Annotated in this window: 1 protein-coding gene and 1 pseudogene; both read right to left on the reverse strand. The window is 68.5% G+C overall.

All coding sequences use genetic code 11. The annotated features are described in order from the left end of the window. Positions 1-1237 (reverse strand): Tar ligand binding domain-containing protein (locus tag EIM48_RS15240; RefSeq protein WP_158675225.1); only part of this gene is annotated, 1237 nt, incomplete at its 3' end. A gap of 363 nt (positions 1238-1600) precedes the next feature. Beyond that, a pseudogene (locus EIM48_RS15245) lies at positions 1601-1850 on the reverse strand (methyl-accepting chemotaxis protein); the annotation flags it as partial.

The following is a 1850-nucleotide window of genomic DNA, read 5'->3' on the forward strand; positions in this document are numbered from 1 at the left end:
CGCCTTCCATGCGCGCGGTCAGGTCGCCGCGGGCGATGGCCTGGAGCAGGGCGGACAGTTCGCCCAGGTTGGCGTTGGTGGTCTCCATCAGCCGGTTCAGGCCACCGATCATCGCGCGGAAGTCGTGCTCGAAGCGCGCCTCGTCGCCCCGCTGGCTGAAGTCGCCCTCGGCCGCCGCGTCGGCCAGGCGGCGGATCTCGCCGTTGATGGCCGAGAGGTTGCCCTTGATGCCGTCGACGGTCGCGGTCATCGCCGCCTTTTCGCCGGGCAGGCGCTGCATGTCCACGCTGAAATCGCCGATCGAATAGTGCTTGAGCACCTCCAGCGCGCCGAGGATGGTCTCCACGTGGGAGGCGACCAGGGCATTGGAGGCCGCGGCCATCGTGCCGTATTCGCCCGGGAAGGCGGCCGCGTCGATCCGGTAGCTGATGGTGCCGGCCTCGTGCTGCCCGGCCAGCTCGCGCTGCGCGGCGATCACCGCCTGCACCTGCTGCTGCATGCGCTGCATCGAGCGGGCCAGGACCGCGGGCTCGTCGCGGCCGCGGGTGTCGATCTGGTTGTCCAGCCTGCCGTCGGCGATGCCGTCGGCGACGCGGACGGCATCGGTCAGCGGAATGGTCAGGCTGCGGGTGATCAGGTACGCGGCCAGCGCGCCGAGCACGATGCTCAGTGCGCCGAACGCCAGCACCAGCTCGCGGGTCCGGGCCTCGACCTCCAGGTAGGCCTCGCGGCTCTGCAGCGAAAGCTCGTCCTGGCGCTTGGCAAGCTTGGCGATTGCCTGGTTCCAGGCCACCGCGCGGGGGCGCAGTTCGTTGAGCAGCACGTCGATGGCGGCGTCGAAATCGCCGGTCTTCATGAATCCGTCGAGCCTGGCGGTGGACTCGTCGGCGATGCGGCGCTTCTCGAGGATGTCCTGCACCATGCGCTCGCCCACTTCGTCGCGCGGGAGCTTGAGGAACTCGTCCCAGGCCTTGTCGTAGTCCACGAACAGGCTCTGCGCGTAGGCGTAGTCCTCGTCGAAGTCGGCGCCGCGCTTGATCAGCATCAGGCGCCGCTGCATCAGCACGCTGTTGTTCGTGTTGAGCATGCTGTTGAGCAGGCGCATCTTCGCCATGTTGACGTCGACGACCTGCCCGAACTGCGCCGACGTTCGGCCGTTGCCGTGCATGACCACGGCCAGGATCCCGGCGATCAGCAGCAGCAGCAAGCCGAAGCCCGCGGCAAGGCGCGGACCCACCTTCAGTTTCCTCAGGGCAAACATCGCATCCTCTCTGTGACGTGGTACCGGAGGAAGCGGCGGTCGCGGGGGTTTTCTTTAGGCGCAAGCACGACCCGGATGCGCACCTTGTGATGGAGCGCCCCGATCGGGCAATTGGCCAGCGCGGATTGATGCGGATCAATGAAATGCGATGTTTGCGGTGCTAGTTAACGACCGCGGAGGCGCATTCCTTTAATGCCCGCCAAGGGCGGCTGGATCCTTGCCTTGTCGCGGCCGCGGCCACGATGCCCCGCCGCAAGGAAGGCAGGGGGGAAGAAACAACGCCGGCCCCGTTGCGGAGCCGGCGTCGACCGGAACGAAGCCCCTTCCCGGGGCTGGCACCTAGAACTCCTGCCAGGCATCCACGGCGGCAACGCCGGGCCTTGCGGAGTTGCCGGCGCGCGAGGCGGACGGGGCGGCCAGGCGGAACGCAGCGACCGCTTCGGCCAGCTGGCTGGCCTGTTCCTCCATCGCGCGCGCGGCGGCGGAGGCTTCCTCCACCAGCGCGGCGTTCTGCTGGGTAGCCTCGTCCATCTGCACCAGGGTCTGGCTGACCTGCTCGATGCCCGCCGCCTGCTCCTGCGAGGCGGCG

It is taken from the genome of Pseudoxanthomonas sp. SGNA-20 (genome assembly GCF_003931635.1).
Taxonomy (GTDB): Bacteria; Pseudomonadota; Gammaproteobacteria; order Xanthomonadales; family Xanthomonadaceae; genus Pseudoxanthomonas.